Origin of the sequence: Klebsiella indica (assembly GCF_005860775.1) — a bacterium.
In the GTDB taxonomy this organism is placed as follows: Bacteria; Pseudomonadota; Gammaproteobacteria; order Enterobacterales; family Enterobacteriaceae; genus Klebsiella; species Klebsiella indica.
In genome coordinates this window covers 1-17,068 of sequence record NZ_VCHQ01000029.1, presented here as the reverse complement: position 1 = coordinate 17,068, position 17,068 = coordinate 1, and the positions used below count along the sequence as shown (strand labels likewise).

Sequence of the window (17,068 nt, the reverse complement as noted above, 5' to 3'; positions counted from 1 at the left end):
CCACTTAACAATGATTTACGAAAATCTTGCAGGAGACATTATGAAAGTCATGCGTACCACTGTCGCAACTGTTGTCGCCGCGACCTTATCCATGAGCGCGTTCTCTGCTTTTGCAGCAGCGAGCCTGACAGGTGCAGGTGCAACTTTCCCTGCGCCAGTGTATGCCAAATGGGCGGATACCTATCAGAAAGAGACCGGTAACAAAGTCAATTACCAGGGTATCGGTTCCTCTGGCGGTGTAAAACAAATCATTGCTAACACCGTAGATTTCGGTGCTTCTGATGCTCCTCTGACTGATGAAAAACTCGCTCAGGAAGGTCTGTTCCAGTTCCCGACCGTTATCGGCGGCGTCGTACTGGCGGTTAACCTGCCTGGTGTGAAATCCGGTGAGCTGGTGCTCGACGGTAAAACCCTGGGTGATATCTATCTGGGCAAAATCAAAAAATGGGATGATGCTGCGATTGCTAAGCTCAACCCTGGACTGAAGCTGCCTTCTCAGAATATCGCGGTGGTTCGTCGCGCCGATGGTTCCGGTACGTCCTTTGTTTTCACCAGCTACCTGTCGAAAGTAAACGAAGAGTGGAAATCTAAAATCGGTGCCGGTACGACCGTAAACTGGCCGACCGGTCTGGGCGGTAAAGGTAACGACGGCATCGCCGCTTTCGTTCAGCGTCTGCCGGGCGCTATCGGCTACGTTGAGTACGCTTACGCCAAACAGAACAACCTGGCCTACACCAGGCTGATTTCCGCTGACGGCAAGCCGGTTAGCCCGACCGAAGATAACTTTGCTAACGCCGCGAAAGAGATCGACTGGAGCAAATCCTTTGCCCAGGATCTGACTAACCAGAAAGGTGAGAACGCATGGCCGATCACCTCCACGACTTTTATCCTGGTTCACAAGACCTCGACTAAACCGGCGCAAACCACGGAAGTGCTGAAGTTTTTCGATTGGGCATACAAAAATGGCGGTAAAGAAGCTAATGCGCTGGACTATGCGACGCTGCCGGAAAACGTCGTTGAGCAGATTCATGCTGCATGGAAGACCAATGTGAAAGACAGCAGCGGTAAAGCGCTGTACTAATAGAATATCTTTAACGAACTGGCGGATGGCGCTACGCTTATCCGCCCTACAGTTCCGACTGTAGGCCCGATTTGTAGGCCGGATAAGCGTAGCGCCATCCGGCATGGGCAAACTTCGTAAACGCGTTTAATGAAAAGAGTAATTTATGGCTGCAACCAAGCCGACATTTAACCCTCCGGGGAAAAAAGGGGACATCATTTTCAGCGTGCTGGTAAAACTGGCGGCGCTGATTGTGTTATTGATGCTTGGCGGCATCATTGTCTCCCTCATCATCTCCTCCTGGCCGAGTATTGAGAAATTTGGTTTCTCCTTCCTGTGGACCAAAGAGTGGGATGCGCCAAATCAAATTTTTGGTGGCCTGGTACCGATTTACGGCACGCTGGTAACCTCTTTTATCGCACTGCTGATCGCCGTACCGGTGAGTTTCGGTATTGCACTGTTTCTGACGGAACTCTCTCCCGCATGGATGAAGCGTCCGCTGGGCATTGCCATTGAACTGCTGGCGGCGATCCCCAGTATCGTTTATGGCATGTGGGGCCTGTTTATCTTCGCGCCGCTGTTTGCCACCTGGTTTCAGGAACCGGTCGGGAATATTCTTTCCAATATTCCGTTTATCGGCGCGCTGTTCTCCGGCCCGGCATTTGGTATTGGTATTCTGGCGGCGGGCGTTATTCTTGCCATTATGATCATTCCTTACATTGCGGCCGTTATGCGCGATGTCTTCGAACAAACCCCGGTGATGATGAAAGAGTCTGCCTATGGCATCGGCTGCACGACCTGGGAAGTGATCTGGCGTATCGTCCTGCCGTTCACCAAAAATGGGGTGATTGGCGGCATTATGCTCGGGCTGGGGCGTGCGCTGGGGGAAACCATGGCGGTAACCTTTATCATCGGTAATACCTACCAGCTCGACAGCGCCTCGCTATATATGCCAGGCAACAGTATTACCTCTGCGCTGGCGAACGAATTTGCCGAAGCGGAGACGGGTCTGCACGTTGCCGCGCTGATGGAACTGGGCCTGATTCTGTTTGTGATTACCTTCATTGTGCTGGCGATTTCTAAGCTCATGATTATGCGCCTGGCGAAGAATGAGGGGGCACGCTAATGGCGACGCTTGAAATGCAAACCACCACAGAACTGGCGGAGTCCCGCCGTAAAATGCAGGCTAAACGCCGCATGATAAACCGCATCGCATTGACACTATCAATGGCGACGATGGTGTTCGGTCTGTTCTGGCTTATCTGGATCCTGATGTCCACCGTGACGCGTGGTTTCGACGGTATGAGCCTGGCGCTGTTTACCGAAATGACGCCGCCGCCGAATACGGCGGGAGGCGGTCTGGCGAACGCTCTGGCGGGGAGCGGGCTGTTAATTTTGTGGGCAACGGTACTGGGTACGCCGCTTGGCATCATGGCGGGGATTTATCTGGCGGAATATGGCCGTAAGTCCTGGCTGGCGGAAGTGATTCGTTTTATTAACGATATCCTGCTTTCCGCGCCGTCTATTGTGGTCGGTCTGTTTGTTTACACCATCGTGGTGGCGAAAATGCAGCACTTTTCCGGCTGGGCGGGCGTGATTGCGCTGGCGTTGCTGCAGGTGCCAATCGTCATCCGTACCACCGAGAATATGCTGAAGCTGGTGCCGGATAGCCTGCGTGAAGCGGCTTATGCGTTGGGAACGCCGAAATGGAAAATGATCTCGGCGATTACCCTGAAAGCGTCTGTTTCCGGGATCATCACCGGGGTACTGCTGGCGGTTGCCCGTATTGCCGGTGAGACTGCGCCACTGCTGTTTACCGCGCTCTCCAATCAGTTCTGGAGCACCGATATGATGCAGCCGATTGCTAACCTGCCGGTAACGATTTTCAAATTTGCCATGAGTCCGTTTGCAGAGTGGCAGCAACTGGCATGGGCCGGGGTATTGATTATCACCCTGTGCGTATTGCTGCTGAATATTCTGGCGCGCGTGATTTTCGCTAAGAATAAACACGGTTAATTTTTTGCGGCGTGGCGAAACGCGGCGCCGAATGAGGAAGAAAACGAGATGAGTATGGTGAATACGACCCCGGGTAAACTTTCAGTGCGTAACCTGAACTTTTACTACGGCAAATTCCATGCCCTGAAGAACATTAACCTGGATATTGCTAAAAACCAGGTGACGGCGTTTATCGGCCCGTCTGGGTGCGGTAAATCTACGCTACTCCGTACGTTCAACAAGATGTTTGAACTGTACCCGGAACAGCGTGCGGAAGGTGAAATTCTGCTGGATGGCGACAATATTCTTACCAATACCCAGGATGTCGCTCTGCTGCGCGCCAAAGTCGGTATGGTATTCCAGAAACCGACGCCGTTTCCGATGTCTATCTATGACAACATCGCTTTTGGCGTGCGCCTGTTTGAGAAACTGTCTCGCGCCGATATGGACGAACGCGTTCAGTGGGCGTTGACCAAAGCCGCATTATGGAACGAAACCAAAGATAAATTGCACCAGAGCGGGTACTCTCTCTCGGGTGGTCAGCAGCAGCGTCTGTGCATTGCGCGTGGTATCGCCATTCGCCCGGAAGTTCTGCTGTTGGATGAGCCGTGTTCAGCGCTGGACCCGATTTCCACCGGGCGTATTGAAGAGCTGATCACTGAGCTGAAGCAGGACTACACCGTGGTGATCGTAACGCACAACATGCAGCAGGCTGCGCGTTGTTCCGACCATACGGCATTTATGTATCTTGGCGAGCTGATTGAATTCAGTAACACGGACGATCTGTTTACCAAGCCCGCGAAGAAACAAACTGAAGACTACATTACTGGCCGCTACGGTTGATTTGGAGCTAACCATGGACAACCTAAACCTTAACAAACATATTTCCGGCCAGTTCAACGCAGAACTGGAAAGTATCCGTACCCAGGTGATGACCATGGGCGGCATGGTGGAGCAGCAGCTTTCTGATGCCATTACCGCCATGCATAACCAGGACAGTGAACTGGCGAAGCGCGTTATTGATGGCGACAAACAGGTCAATATGATGGAAGTTGCCATCGATGAAGCCTGCGTGCGTATTATTGCCAAACGTCAGCCCACCGCCAGCGACCTGCGTCTGGTGATGGCGATTATCAAAACTATCGCGGAGCTGGAACGTATCGGCGATGTGGCGGATAAGATTTGCCGCACTGCGCTGGAAAAATTCTCCCACCAGCATCAGCCGCTGCTGGTGAGCCTGGAATCGCTGGGCCGCCATACCGTACAGATGTTGCATGATGTGCTTGACGCTTTCGCCCGTATGGATCTTGATGAAGCGGTGCGTATTTATCGCGAAGATAAGAAAGTCGACAAGGAATATGAAGGCATCGTGCGGCAACTGATGACGTATATGATGGAAGACTCGCGCACGATCCCAAGCGTCCTGACCGCGCTGTTCTGCGCCCGTTCTATTGAGCGTATCGGCGACCGCTGCCAGAATATCTGCGAGTATATTTTCTATTTTGTCAAAGGCCAGGATTTCCGTCATGTTGGCGGCGATGAGCTGGATAAACTGCTTGCCGGGAAAGATCCGAAAGAGTGATTTCCGCGTTAAGCAAAATAAAACGTCAGCCGCCGTTGATTATGCCGCCGGGTTAAGAATTAGCTGATCGATGCTGTGGCGGTGTAAGAATCCGGAAACGTCTTCGTTTCCGGATTTTTTTATGCGTATCGCTCCGGCCTTTGATCGGGTTTGTTGCTATAACCCTACTTTTAACTTAATCCTATGACTTTCCTCGTTAAGTTTATCGCCCGGGCGTGATTTCTCGTTATCCTGAATAATCCGTGATTACCTCTCTGCGCAACCCGCGATTTTGATCGTGGAATATATTAGCTAAGCGGAAAACGCTTTCTGCATCCGACCTCACCGGTATTCTGGCCACTAAAAAATATGTCGAACTGAAAATTCGCGGTAAATCACAATTTATCTTTTTGCTCATTGCTGGTGGATTAAAAATTGCTATGTTAAGGACTGAAACTGGATTGCTACCGCTTTGCGGGCTAAACCTGACATCTCCTTTCCGGAGGTGCCAGGTTTTATGCTTTCAGGCCTGGCGAAAAAACAGACAGCAGATTAACCGCGGATGGGTTCAGGTTTTTTTATCCAAAAATAGTGGAATGAGAAACCTGAAGAAACAATCTCCTTAGTTCAGGCATCATCATTTTTATACTCAGTTCCCCTGGCGCTGGTCGCGACTGAAAATATCACCAGCGCACGGCGTCAGGCCGCACTGGAGAAAAACCTTAGCGCAACGAAAAAAGGGGGCAGCGCGACAAAAACGGAAAAATAAACAGGCGGTCTGCTTCTCTGTATCCACTCCGGCTCTGCTGCTGCGCTTGTTCGAACAGCGCTAGCGTCAGGTGCCCAACCTTCTGAACTCTTTTATAACCGCGAAAATAAAACGAGAGACTTGATATGAAAAGAAACATCGCTTGTCTGACGCTGGCCATCACGACACTATTGGGTTGTGCGGCTATGCCTGTCGTTGCTGCACCGCTTCCGGCTACGCCGAGCACTGCGATCCCGGTCAGCCAGTACGTTACGCAGGTTAATGCCGATAAGAGTATTACCTTCCGTCTGTTTGCCCCGGACGCAAAGCGCGTCTCAGTGGTGACGGGGGCCACGCCGGATACATTCGTCTCCCATGATATGAGCAAAGACGCACGGGGGATTTGGGCATGGAAGAGTGAAGTACTGGCCCCTAACCTCTACGAATACTATTTTGATGTCGACGGATTTCGTTCGGTCGATACCGGTAGCCGCTATCAGAAGCCGCAGCGTCAGGTGAATACCAGTCTGATTCTGATACCTGGCAGCATTCTCGACGATCGCGCGGTTGCTCATGGTGAGTTACGGACGTTAACCTACCACTCAAAGGCGCTGAATTCTGAGCGTCGCGTCTACGTATGGACGCCACCGGGATATACCGGTACCGGTGAGCCGCTGCCGGTGCTCTATTTTTATCACGGTTTTGGCGACAGCGGCTTATCGGCCATCGATCAGGGCCGTATCCCGCAAATTATGGATAACCTGCTGGCAGAGGGGAAAATCAAGCCCATGCTGGTAGTGGTGCCGGATACCGAAACCGATATTCCTGAAGCGATTGCGGAAAACTTCCCGCCTCAGGATCGCCGTAAGAGCTTTTATCCGCTGAATGCGAAAGCGGCCGATAAAGAGCTGATGAACGACATTATCCCGCTGATTGATCAGCGTTTCAATGTGCGTAAAGACGCGGATGGCCGGGCGCTCGCCGGGCTGTCGCAGGGAGGCTATCAGGCGCTGGTTTCCGGGATGAATCATCTTGAAAGCTTTGGCTGGCTGGCAACATTTAGCGGCGTGACGACTACGACGGTGCCGGATGCTGGCGTTGAAGCGCAATTACACCAGCCGCAGGCTATCAATAAGCAATTGCGCAACTTCACCGTCGTGGTGGGTGAGAAAGATACCGTTACCGGGAAAGATATTGCTGGTCTGAAAGCTGAGCTGGAAAGGCAGAAAATCAAGTTTGATTACCATGAGTATCCTGGCCTGAACCATGAAATGGATGTCTGGCGCCCGGCCTACGCCGAATTCGTACAAAAGTTATTTAAGTAAAAATCAGAAGCCAGGAGGCAGAATCCTGGCTCCTTGTTTACAACTTTAATGAGACGACTTTTTGCGGTCAGGTTCTGGAAGATGGGACCATTTCGAATCTGCGTAACCAGCTTTACTCTCCCGGTAGACCCATTAAGCGTAGCGCATACCGGATATACCCGGATTGCGTTACGCTCCGGCACTATCGTGTGATATTCCATCCGCGCGTTTTCCACAGTTCTGGCAGCTCGTCCAGGCGGGTAAACGTCGTCACCTGTGGATGTTCGATAGGCTTATTGTGCGGATCGGCGCAGAAGTAGAACACTTCCATTCCTGCGGCGATCCCTGACCGGGCACCGGCGCTGGAATCGTCGACCAGGATGCAGCTCTTTACGTTAACCTTCATCGCTTTTGCGGCATGTAACATCAGCGCCGGATCCGGCTTCCAGCGCTGAATGTCGTAACCGCTGTAAAGACGATCGTGGAAATGGTGCAGCATTCCTGTTTTGCCCAGCGAGTGCGTCATTTTACTGACCGGGCCGTTGGATACCACGCACATTGGCACGTTGACCTCGCCCAGCAGCGCGGGAGCGCCAGAGATGACGTCCAGCTCCGTATCAAACAGGCGGGCGACTTCGGCGCGGTAAACCGGCTCAAGCGTCGCCTTTTCCAGATTAACGCCGTACTCTGCATTAATGGTGTCGATAATCTCGTACAGCTTTACCCCTTTGAAGCGCTTAAAAATCTCTTCTAAATCCAGCGTAATGCCGAATTCTTTGAACATGTGAACGTAAGCACGGGAGCAGATCACCTCGCTGTCGACCAGCGTGCCGTCACAGTCGAAAAATACTGCTTCTGGTTGGGTCATATCGTTTCCATTTTAATAAGTTAACGTTTTATGCTGATTCGTGAGACGCAATCGTTGCCGTATAAGCAAATTCAATGAAAAAAGTATCTCACAACCGCCCTTATTGTCGCATTTTGGTATAGGATAGCGACGAATTTTCCCCTCCTTTGTTCGGAAACCGATAATGAGTCAACAACAAACCAGCCAGTCTTCTGGCCAGGGATTGCTGGAGCGAGTGTTCAAACTGCGCGAACACGGTACTACGGCACGCACTGAAGCGATTGCAGGGTTCACCACCTTCCTGACGATGGTATACATCGTTTTCGTTAACCCACAAATTCTCGGCGTGGCGGGGATGGATACCAGCGCCGTTTTTGTTACCACCTGTCTGATCGCCGCATTCGGTAGCATCATGATGGGCCTGTTTGCTAACCTGCCGGTCGCGCTGGCGCCAGCAATGGGCCTGAATGCCTTCTTCGCTTTTGTGGTGGTTAAGGCGATGGGGCTGCCGTGGCAGGTTGGAATGGGCGCTATTTTCTGGGGGGCGATTGGCCTGCTGCTGCTAACGATTTTTCGCGTACGCTATTGGATGATTGCCAACATCCCGGTAAGCCTGCGCGTGGGGATCACCAGCGGCATCGGCCTGTTTATCGGCATGATGGGCCTGAAAAACGCGGGCGTGATTGTGTCAAACCCTGAAACCCTGGTGAGTATCGGCAAGCTGACCTCTCATAGCGTGCTGTTGGGGATACTTGGGTTCTTTATTATCGCAATTCTGGCTTCGCGTAACATTCATGCCGCAGTGCTGGTTTCCATCGTCGTGACCACCCTTCTGGGCTGGATATTGGGTGATGTTCATTACACCGGCATTGTTTCCGCACCGCCGAGCGTCGCGACGGTGATTGGTCATGTGGACCTGGCCGGCTCGCTGAATCTCGGCCTGGCGGGCGTGATTTTCTCGTTCATGCTGGTGAACCTGTTCGACTCCTCCGGCACCCTGATCGGCGTGACTGATAAAGCCGGTCTGACCGATGCGCAGGGTAAGTTCCCGCGCATGAAGCAGGCGCTGTTTGTCGATAGCATATCGTCAGTTATGGGCTCCTTTATCGGTACCTCTTCCGTCACCGCCTATATCGAATCTTCTTCGGGGGTTTCTGTGGGAGGCCGTACCGGCCTGACGGCGGTCGTGGTGGGTATTCTGTTCCTGCTGGTTATCTTCCTGTCGCCGCTGGCCGGAATGGTTCCGGGCTATGCCGCCGCCGGGGCGCTGATTTACGTTGGCGTACTGATGACGTCCAGCCTTGCGCGCGTGAAGTGGGATGATCTGACGGAAGCGGTTCCGGCGTTTATTACCGCCGTGATGATGCCGTTTAGTTTCTCTATCACCGAAGGTATTGCCCTGGGCTTTATCTCTTACTGCGTAATGAAGATTTGTACCGGTCGTCTGCGCGATCTCAGCCCGTGCGTGATCGTGGTTTCACTTCTGTTCCTGCTGAAGATTGTGTTTATTGACGCATAATGGCAGGAAAGCCCTTTTCTGAGAAAAGGGCTTTCGTATTTACCCTCTCTCCCACGGAGAGAGGCCGGGATGCGGGCATCGGCCCGCACTCCTCTTTACGCTTTCACCCGCTTAATATAATCACCGAACGCCGTCAACTGGCCAGAAAGATGGTCGAGTGTACCCTGATCGACAACTTTCCCTTCCTGCTGATCTACCTTGTTCTGAATCACGCCGCCCATAAACTCTGGTTTATTCATCACCATCGCATCAAGGAAGACCAGAATCTGGCGCAGATGATACTGGCAGCGCGCGCCGCCAATTACTCCCATTGAGCTGGTTTGAATCAATACCGGCTTACCGGATAGCGGCTGCTCAGGTAAACGAGAAAGCCAGTCGATGGCGTTTTTTAGTCCGCCAGGAACCGAATAGTTGTACTCCGGAGTGACGATAATTACGCCATCAGCCTCGCGAATTTGCTGCGCGATATCCAGAACACTTTGCGGAAATCCCTCTTCCTGTTGGGTATCAGCATCGTAGAGCGGAATATCGCCAATGGACGGTAATGCGGAAACTTCCATACCAACAGGCGCAATGGCGGGTAGGGTACGCGCGACCATAGCATTAAAAGAGCCTTTGCGTAGACTTCCGAGTAACGTAACAACTTTCAACGTATCAGACATGATTGCTCCTTTGCATCATGATTGCCGGCAAGACCGGTCAGTTGAGGGAGAAGGCTTTTTCTATCGGTAAACTGGTAAAGCGCATCAGTCGGGCGGACGGAGCCTTTGCGCGCGCTTGCGCATCGGGCAGGCTGCTCCAGCCCTCTTTTCCGCTATATTCCCATACTTTCAGTTGGCCGATATCCGGCGTTGCGGCGATAGACCATACCAGTACCGTTTCAGCATCGCAGACGGCTTCGATTGACTGTATCCCGGACGTTCGCAGCCGGCCTGACCCTGGAAGAAGCTGCAGATGAAGCGGTGATTCACCGGTGAGTTTCAGGACGCTTTTTCGCAATGCGATGAGCTGGGCGCGCGCTTCGTCAGGATCATGCTGATTGTTAATCCACAAATGCTCGTTACTGTTAAAAACGTTGCAGCCCGCGTCGTGCGGTGAATGTAACCCATGGGAAGTGTGCTGTAATTCCATGTCCAGGCCGCAATCGCCCTCGGTGGCTAACGCTACACCGACGATATTCCCGGCATAAGAGATAGAGAAGCGCGGGAGATATTCATCGCGAAAAGCCGGTTTATCATTCTCGTCATCAATTATTTCGGGCAGTTCGCTGATGCCATACAGCATAAAGAGTAGCTCGGCGAGTAGTGACCGTGATGCGTAATAGCGGCTTTGACGGTACTCAGGCAGGCATCTTGCGTATTGATGACAAGCCGCGGAAAGTCGTGTTGATAGCGGTTCTCGAGTGTTGAGTATCCCTCTTGCAAAATGCGTTGCCATTCGTCGCTCCGTGATTAATGGTCAATGATAAAAACTGTGAATAATATTATCGCTCAGAATTACCAGGTTTTAATGCGGAAATCCCCCCTTGAAAAGGGAAATTATGTGAATTTTACAATTTATTGTGCCAGGCGGTTTCCGGCATCGTATGATTTGGCTGGGCAGCCCTGCTAAAAACCTGCTTTAACCGAAAGTTAAGGCAGCGATACATTGCCTTGAAAATATGGCTATGGGCACATTCAAGGACACAAAAACCATTTTGTTCACAATGGCTGGTGGAACCACGGTTAAAACCATCACTCTATGAGACTTAGGGGTGTTCAGCTTTTATTGCAGATGTTCCCGTAATGGTAATAGCTTTTGTCAATGAATCGAGCCTCCTGAATAACTGAGCGGACGATTTTATGCAGCGCGCATAGCCCCTTGTTATGAGGCGATAAGCATAGTTTTTGCGTACTGACTTGCGCTATAGTCCCCACGTTGCGGTAAAACCGCAGCCGGAATTGGCGTTCCGAATTATCACGAGTGTCGGTAGCGATGTTTGCAGTGCTACTGGCGCGGCCTGCGCTCGCCCCTTCAATGGTGGCTCAGGCAGGGGCTTCGAAAGAAGCGCCGGGTCGTGATAACCGGTACGCCAACCCTGTCTGGGTCACCACCAGTGAGCCTGGCGTCTCCGGTGGTGGCGTTAACCTGCTTATCACGAAGCGGAGCGCTGCGTATGTGTCCTTTTCCTGAATCTCCCGTTGCACCAGCCTCCGCCGGAGGTATCTATGAAAATTACCGTAGAACAACCCTCAGCCAGAGAACTGGTCGATCGCTCGCGAGTCCTGGTGCATGTGATGCTCGAGCATCCTGACGATATCGGCCCGAATTATGCGTTGCTTCTCATCCTTGCCGACCAACTACAACTGTTAAGGGATGCTTTTGAAGAGGATGAGATCAGACAGCTTAGGGATGAGAAATTACCTCAATAATTTTTACAGCGACCACAGCATCAGGGACAGATGTTGTGGTTGATTCCCCCACCTGCTTTTTCCTGGCTGGCTCCCCCATATTCTCTGAGGTGAATTCCATGAGCACAGCAATGGCGCGGGTTGAAAGGGCATCCCCCATCTTTCGCTGTTAAAGGCGAATAATGTGGGGGAGTCGAGTACACTGCCAGTGTATCCCCCCATATATTCCTAGTTCCATCATTATTCCCCCGTATCCGGGAGCCGGATCTGTTCTCCATCGAGCACAATCAGTTGCTCGCGTAGCAACTTCTCCAGCCAGCACGAAAATTTCTTCTCGACGTTAATCCCCTTTGCGCGTAGATCGTCGCGCAAGAGCGCGCGGGTACAGGGCTTATTCTGGCTGATGTGTTGGTTAATACAGCGCCATAACGCCGTATGGTTGCGGGTGATATGAGGAACGCCGGATGGAATGCCACTACTCAGTAAGTCATCGTCTGGTTGCCGGGGCTCGTCGTTCAGTACCAGCGAGGTCACTGGTTTACCATCGCTATCGGTATAGATAACGACTTCCTCAAGGTCGTAGGCGGTGACCTCCGGCATCTCCGCATCTTTCATCTTTGTACAACTTGAGTGATAGCGTTGCGCCGCCCCTCGCGCCTGACGTTAAACTCGGCATCCAGCGCGGCCTGAAAAGCACTTGAACCGCGTGCGCCCCGTTCCTGATCCTTACCCGAGCGATGAACGATCATCATCGCTGCGCGCGTATGATACCGAATGGCGTCGCAACCCTGGATAAATTCGCCCATATCCCGCGCGGTGTTTTCATCTGAGTTACCAAAACAGCGGGCCAGCGTATCGAGGATGATCAGTCGTACCGGCATTCAGGTCATGTTCTGAATGTCCTGCGTTGCCAGGATCACCTGTTCGATGCTTCCCGGAGCGGCTGGAAAGATCGGGCAGTCGACGCGAAACAGGTTATCGAGCGCCATCTTGTCATTAACGCTGAGTTCCCAGGCGCGGATCCGCCGCGATACACCGGTTCCTCCTTCTCCGGCGATAAACAGCACAGCTCCTTGATTGACTCGCCTTCCGCCCCATGACGTACCGCTGGCAATATGGCACGCCAGCGATACTGCCAGGAAGGATTTAAAAGAGCCGCCGGGGCCGTAAATACTGCACAGCGCCCCGGCGGGAATAAGTCCTTTAACCAGATAATCCTGACTGGTGTTAAACCCTTCCGAGCCCCGGCGCAGCGGAAGAGGGGTGGTAAGAGTACGGTCTGATGCTGTCATGACTTACGACCTGAGGTTTGCAGGAAGCTGCTGGTTGAACACAATCCGGGAAATGGATTCACCGTAGTGACGGTAAAATTCATCCTAGTCGCTCAATGTGGTGTCTGCAGGGAGAACCACACAGCCCTTCACTACCTCGGCAGCGGCGGTTGCATTCAGCAGCCCGGTATTTTTCTCCTGACTGCAATCATTATCGCCAGCCAGGATAAGGTGGCATTCAGGCCACTGCTCCCGGAAAGCGATGGCCACATTTTTCAGGTTGTGCGCCGACAGGGCAGCAACGGCCGGAAAATGATGAAGGCATGAGACCGCAAGTGCGGTTGCATATCCTTCGGTAATGATGATGCCTTCCGGTGGTTTGTTGTCCGGTGCCCAGGGTTCCGGCCCACCGTTGCGGCTCGCCTGATGTACTGGGCAAAACCAATCCTTCAGATGGCTACCGGGCAGCAGGTACTTTTTCCCTCCAGGATGAATGAACTGCGCACCTGTCAGCTGCGCGCCTGTATTTCGAATTGGCAATACCAGCGTACCCGCCCCGAAATGCACACCGCAGATTGTCCGGCTACTACGTTCAGTCAGAAGCCACTGGGCTCGTCGCCAGCCTCGCGTTGTCAGATACGGCGCTTCTCCGTATTCGCAATGACGAAGCAGTGTCTTAATACGCGATTCCATATTCAAAGCCTGTGATTTTTCCCTGGCTGGCGGAACCAGCGGTACAGGATCCATGTCCTGCACCATTCCGGCGGCCGCAACCAGTGCGCAACCGAAGAAGCGGGAAACCAGATCCAGTCCGTCACCTGCGCCGCACTGATTGCAGAACCATGTGCCGCGCCCCTTCAGATCATCCATCCTGAAGCGATCCTTACCCCCACAACAGGGACACGGGCCATGCCGATGATTTGGTGGAATGAAAATGCCAAGTTGTTCAAATATTTTCGGCCAGTTATTGCGTGCCCGATCGGAGACGGCAGAAACGTAATAGCTCATGATTGCCTCCCATACACCTGCTGGATGTAGCGCCCTCGACCATCGCCATGACCAAGATCCATCGCAACCATCGCCCTGGCTTCCTTTATACTCAGTCCCTGTCGCTGGTAGTGCGCCATCGCCTCCTGCGCCCATGAATAGCGCAGACTGTGTGGTGCATAGGGGCCAGTCAGCCCTGCGCGAACTGCGCTGCCACGCCAGTAATTCATTGCGGCGCGCAGATCGGGTTTATTGAGCAAACGTCCCCCGCGTTGTGCCACCAGGGGCATAGCCCGGTTCAGGATGTTGCGTAGCCTTTCAGGTTCGAGCACCACCGTCTGACGGGAACGTGATCCTTTGGTGCCAAAAACCACCTGCAATCGGTTTTCTCCACGCTCTAACGCAGCGGCCCAGGTCTTCAGAGACTGACAACACTGCACCGCTTCCTGTGAACGCAAACCCATTGCTCTGGCAAGCTCCAGCGTCAGAGCCAGCCCTTCATCTTTTTCATGAAAAGCAGACAGCGCCGACAACCAGCGTTCTGAGGTTAATGGCAGATGCGTTCCTGCCCGGCTGGCGTTACCCAGCCCGAGCGCTTTATTGCTGATGCGCTCCGATTGGGCAAATTTTTGACGTCCAGACTGAGCAAGGATGGTGCGCAGGGCAGCCATCTCGTTTTGTAGCGTGCGTGGCGTAATGCCTGCTTCCCGTCGCGCCATCACGTAGCTTTCGATATGTGACGATTTCAGATGCTGGAGATCCTGAATCTGGATATTCAGCTTGTGCAGATGCTGGCTTAAACGCCCGGCGCTGCGGAGGCGATCATGGACTGTTTTAAAACTGCCGCCAGCCAGCAGGGCGAGTTTTTCCATGCGTTTTGTAAGTTTCGATATAGCTATTCTCCACTCAATTCTCCGACGCGCGGTTGGGCACAGCGTGCTGTGCTGAACGATACCGGTGCGCCGGAGAATGCGCGGATGAGGTATGACGGGGTACGGTGATGCACGAATGCAGCCGCCTGCTCAGGCAGGTATATCCCCACAGGTAAAATAACCTGTCCTCCGGTATCGGTTCGGTAGTGCTGGTTTCTCCTCCTGGTAAGTGAATTTCTGACATCTGTTTGAGTGTCAGCCTGTTTGTTGCAGTGAATTTGCAGGCAGTAGCTGGGTTGACGCTGATCTGCGCGCTGGCGTCACTTTCACTCGCTTACGCTCTTAAAAGTGACGCCGCGTTTTGCACATTCAGCAGGAAGTATGGACGCAAAGCCTTCGGCAATGCCGTCCGACTTCTCTACAGCGTTCTGTCTGTCGCTACGCTTGCAACAGGGTAGCGATATAGGGTGTGGTCACCTGTATCGAGACAGGAGGTCAGTTTCAGACCACGCTTCGTTCCCTGGTTGACCGGGGGGCTGACCGCCAAAGGCGCTTCTTACAGGTCGCAGTTCGTCTTAGAACAGGAAACTTTTAGGGGTACTGCTATGAGTTGGGGATAGGGTAGATCTGGGGGAAGGGGAAAGCTGTGGGAAATTGTTTGTGGGATTTGAAGATTTTCGTTAGAGTTATTAATGATAAATGAAGTGAAAGTCTGATGGTATTGAATAGTATTAAAAATGAAACGAACTACTAATTTAGGTACAATAGCGGAGTTTTCTACTTTTGTACCTAATATTAGTTGTTGTTTATTTAGATCTACTCTTCATGATCGTAAACATTTCCTAGGAGCATCGCATTGCTCAGAGTTTCAACTTTGCTTATTAATTTGTTATATTTTGTCTCGTTTTCAGTATCAGCGTTTAGCTTCCAAACGATAGTTCCTTTATAAAAAATAAATATAATCAAGTCATTATTTTTTTTATATTCAGCAATTGTCCACAAAATATGGTGGCATTTATTAAATAAACTGTCAAATTTTTGCCTAAATAAATAGTTATATATATTTATCAATCTTTGGAAATCATTTTCTGTGATTTTATCAATGTCTCCATTTTTAATTAATGCTTCATTCTTGTAAATCGTTGCACGACATATGTTATATGGGCTAGTATCTGTTTTAATTACTGTATTAAGACTGTTCAATTGATCGGAGTTATTTTTTTCGCTGTTTAGTGTAAACAAAATGTTATTCGCAGCGGTGTGGTAACCTAACCGACGAGCTTTTTTCTCTTGTTTTTCTAGGACTGCTATCCGCTCTCCTTTTTCTTTGTTTAGAGAAAGCATTACATCTGAGAGGATATATGCAGCGGTATCACTCTTGAATTCATTTTTACGGGTGCGCGCGAGACCAATTGCTTTCATTGGATCTTCTCTTTCTAAAATATACAACTCTTCAGTATATATACTGCGTTGCGTTTCTTTATCTTCAGGAGGACATAGGTCTTTGCTTAGAGCTAAATATTTCTTTGCTTCATCATGATTAGATTTCATACGCCAAGCGTATGCGATGTGATAGTAGTATTTATAAAGATTATCTTTGTCTATTTCTCGAATATATTCAATCAAACTACTAATAGATGATATAGCTTCATTAAAGCGAGATGAGTTGCAGAGACTATATATATATGACTCTGATAAATATAGAAGTTTGTTCATTCTACGTTGATATTGCTCATGTCCCTCAGGGGTATTTGAAGTACCTAACCTTGATTTACAATCATCAAATGCAAATTTTAAAAGGGTATTAGCATTATCTTCTTCAGTATTATAACCATTATCATATATTTTCCTGTTCGCCGAACTTAATTTTATTCCTGTTTTTGATTCAATAAAAGTTACACTCAAATAGGCATTTGCAATTAAGTGTTTTTCTTGAACGGTCATTTTTGATAAAATATAATCCTTTACAATAGGATTTATTTTTATTATTGTTGTGGCGCTATCTATAAAAATAGTAGTTGCTAATTCTAAATAACTGCTCGGAATAGTAGATCACTCAGGGGGAACTCAGTCCGGTTTATGCGATCTGATCAATCGCTGAATATCCCAAATCACCAACCGGACTGAGCGATGCCGATCATAGCCCCAATACCCCGTGGCGAACGACGCCTGATGCAGAAAGCTATCCATAAAACTCGCGATAAAAATCATGCCCGCAGGCTAACGGCTATGCTGATGCTTCATCGGGGTGAACGGGTCAGCGATGTTGCCAGAACACTCTGTTGTGCCCGTTCATCCGTTGGTCGCTGGATTAACTGGTTTACGCACTCAGGTATTGAAGGCCTGAAATCCTTACCCGCAGGACGCTCCCGACGCTGGCCGTTCGAGCATATTTGTGCATTGCTGCGTGAGCTCGTTAAGCATTCTCCCGGCGATTTTGGTTATCAGCGTTCCCGCTGGAGTACCGAACTGCTGGCGATAAAAATCCGTGATGTCACCGGTTGTCCGCTACAT

The 17,068-nt window shown here is 51.0% G+C and carries 16 protein-coding genes and 1 pseudogene; 10 read left to right on the top strand and 7 right to left on the bottom strand.

Annotation, left to right across the window (positions count from 1 at the left end; all coding sequences use genetic code 11):
* Positions 1-40 precede the first annotated feature (40 nt).
* The 6 genes from pstS (at position 41) to FE839_RS20365 (ending at position 6,689) form a co-directional block, all read left to right on the top strand.
* Complete coding sequence (gene pstS / locus FE839_RS20390) at positions 41-1,081, top strand: phosphate ABC transporter substrate-binding protein PstS (protein WP_138362601.1); 1,041 nt, start codon at positions 41-43, stop codon at positions 1,079-1,081.
* A 145-nt stretch (positions 1,082-1,226) separates the two neighbouring features.
* On the top strand, positions 1,227-2,186 hold the full coding sequence (gene pstC / locus FE839_RS20385; RefSeq protein WP_138362600.1) for a phosphate ABC transporter permease PstC: 960 nt from the start codon (positions 1,227-1,229) through the stop codon (positions 2,184-2,186).
* The gene (gene pstA, locus FE839_RS20380) at positions 2,186-3,076 is read left to right on the top strand and encodes a phosphate ABC transporter permease PstA (RefSeq protein WP_138362599.1); all 891 of its coding nucleotides are present in this window, start codon (positions 2,186-2,188) and stop codon (positions 3,074-3,076) included. The genes pstC and pstA overlap by 1 nt, the downstream gene beginning before the upstream one ends.
* Positions 3,077-3,124: 48 nt before the next feature.
* Entirely contained in the window at positions 3,125-3,898 is a 774-nt protein-coding gene (gene pstB, locus FE839_RS20375; protein ID WP_138362598.1) for a phosphate ABC transporter ATP-binding protein PstB, read from the top strand.
* 13 nt (positions 3,899-3,911) lie between these two features.
* Positions 3,912-4,637 (top strand): phosphate signaling complex protein PhoU, encoded by a 726-nt coding sequence (phoU, locus tag FE839_RS20370; RefSeq protein ID WP_138362597.1) that lies wholly within the window; start codon positions 3,912-3,914, stop codon positions 4,635-4,637.
* Positions 4,638-5,510: 873 nt separating this feature from the next.
* Positions 5,511-6,689 carry an alpha/beta hydrolase-fold protein gene (locus FE839_RS20365; protein WP_138362596.1) on the top strand — a complete coding sequence of 393 codons (1,179 nt, stop codon included), beginning with the start codon at positions 5,511-5,513 and terminating at the stop codon, positions 6,687-6,689.
* 181 nt (positions 6,690-6,870) lie between these two features.
* Here FE839_RS20365 and yieH read toward each other — a convergent pair whose 3' ends face one another.
* On the bottom strand, positions 6,871-7,536 hold the full coding sequence (gene yieH, locus FE839_RS20360) for a 6-phosphogluconate phosphatase (RefSeq protein ID WP_138362595.1): 666 nt from the start codon (positions 7,534-7,536) through the stop codon (positions 6,871-6,873).
* 163 nt (positions 7,537-7,699) lie between these two features.
* Here yieH and FE839_RS20350 point away from each other — a divergent pair, with 163 nt between their 5' ends.
* Positions 7,700-9,034, top strand: a complete 1,335-nt coding sequence (locus FE839_RS20350) for an NCS2 family permease (RefSeq protein ID WP_138362594.1) — start codon at positions 7,700-7,702, stop codon at positions 9,032-9,034.
* A gap of 95 nt (positions 9,035-9,129) precedes the next feature.
* On the opposite strand, the gene FE839_RS20345 is transcribed toward FE839_RS20350, so the two are convergent.
* Positions 9,130-9,696, bottom strand: coding sequence for an NADPH-dependent FMN reductase (locus FE839_RS20345; protein ID WP_138362593.1), 567 nt, complete (start codon positions 9,694-9,696; stop codon positions 9,130-9,132).
* A 37-nt stretch (positions 9,697-9,733) separates the two neighbouring features.
* The gene (locus tag FE839_RS20340) at positions 9,734-10,471 is read right to left on the bottom strand and encodes a 4'-phosphopantetheinyl transferase family protein (RefSeq protein WP_138362592.1); all 738 of its coding nucleotides are present in this window, start codon (positions 10,469-10,471) and stop codon (positions 9,734-9,736) included.
* A 537-nt stretch (positions 10,472-11,008) separates the two neighbouring features.
* On the opposite strand from FE839_RS20340, the gene FE839_RS25150 reads away from it, so the two are divergent.
* The gene (locus FE839_RS25150; RefSeq protein ID WP_138362591.1) at positions 11,009-11,206 is read left to right on the top strand and encodes an ash family protein; all 198 of its coding nucleotides are present in this window, start codon (positions 11,009-11,011) and stop codon (positions 11,204-11,206) included.
* Positions 11,207-11,241: 35 nt separating this feature from the next.
* A complete protein-coding gene (locus FE839_RS20330) occupies positions 11,242-11,445 on the top strand; it encodes a hypothetical protein (RefSeq protein WP_138362590.1) in 204 nt (67 codons plus the stop codon).
* A gap of 219 nt (positions 11,446-11,664) precedes the next feature.
* Here the strand turns inward: FE839_RS20330 and FE839_RS20325 are convergent.
* The 4 genes and pseudogenes from FE839_RS20325 to FE839_RS20310 all read right to left on the bottom strand — a co-directional run bounded on the left by FE839_RS20325 (position 11,665) and on the right by FE839_RS20310 (position 16,498).
* Positions 11,665-12,716: pseudogene (locus tag FE839_RS20325) on the bottom strand (helicase RepA family protein).
* An 84-nt stretch (positions 12,717-12,800) separates the two neighbouring features.
* On the bottom strand, positions 12,801-13,565 hold the full coding sequence (locus tag FE839_RS20320) for a toprim domain-containing protein (RefSeq protein ID WP_241675655.1): 765 nt from the start codon (positions 13,563-13,565) through the stop codon (positions 12,801-12,803).
* Positions 13,566-13,699: 134 nt separating this feature from the next.
* The gene (locus FE839_RS20315) at positions 13,700-14,575 is read right to left on the bottom strand and encodes an integrase domain-containing protein (RefSeq protein ID WP_138362589.1); all 876 of its coding nucleotides are present in this window, start codon (positions 14,573-14,575) and stop codon (positions 13,700-13,702) included.
* Positions 14,576-15,370: 795 nt separating this feature from the next.
* Positions 15,371-16,498, bottom strand: a complete 1,128-nt coding sequence (locus FE839_RS20310; RefSeq protein WP_138362588.1) for a hypothetical protein — start codon at positions 16,496-16,498, stop codon at positions 15,371-15,373.
* A 186-nt stretch (positions 16,499-16,684) separates the two neighbouring features.
* On the opposite strand from FE839_RS20310, the gene FE839_RS20300 reads away from it, so the two are divergent.
* Positions 16,685-17,068: helix-turn-helix domain-containing protein (locus FE839_RS20300; protein WP_138362587.1), on the top strand; the 384-nt coding region annotated here is incomplete at its 3' end.